Below are 585 nucleotides of genomic sequence, written 5' to 3'. Positions count from 1 at the left end.
TGGTGCCGGGCCCGCGACGTGCCCTTCGGGGGCGCGGGCGGCCGCGAGCCGCACCCGCGGTTCGAGACGCCCCCGGGCAGGCAGCTGCAGTTCGACTGGAAGGAGGGCATGAGGCTCGTCGACTCGGAGGGCGAGGTCTTCGATTTCAGCGTGTTCACCGCGACGCTCGGCTACTCCCGGAAGCACCGCTTCATACCGGTCAGGAGCCGCACGCTCGACGACCTGCTGTCCTGCCTGCTCGCCACCTTCACCCGCCTCGGCGGCGTCCCGGAGGAGTGCATCACGGACAACATGTCGTGCCTGGTGACCGTCTCTGGCCGCAGGAGGACCAGGCAGGAGAGGGCGTGGCGGTTCGCGCGGGAGGCCGGCTTCGAGCTCAGGCTCTGCGCGCCGCGCTCGCCGCAGACCAAGGGCAAGGACGAGTCGGCCAACCGCTTCCTGAACCGCCTGCTCGCCTACGGCGGCGAGTTCACCGGGTGGGGCGGCCTAGTCGAGGCGGTGGCCCGGGTCGAGGCCCAGGCAAACTCTGAGCCGAACCGCACCACCGGCCTGCCGCCCGACGCGCTGTTCATGCGGGAGAAGGAG

General features: G+C 71.3%; 1 protein-coding gene. It reads left to right on the top strand.

Features of this window, described 5'->3' with window-relative positions; translation table 11 throughout:
• Positions 1–18: 18 nt before the first annotated feature.
• Positions 19–585, top strand: a 567-nt coding sequence (locus ACTQVX_RS08845; protein WP_441560937.1) for a DDE-type integrase/transposase/recombinase, incomplete at its 3' end; no start/stop codon positions are given.

The sequence above is a fragment of the Collinsella sp. LCP19S3_A6 genome, from assembly GCF_052122015.1.
GTDB lineage: Bacteria > Actinomycetota > Coriobacteriia > Coriobacteriales > Coriobacteriaceae > Collinsella.
The sequence above is the reverse complement of the archived record's forward strand: the minus strand, read 5'-3'. Positions and strand labels throughout refer to the sequence as shown.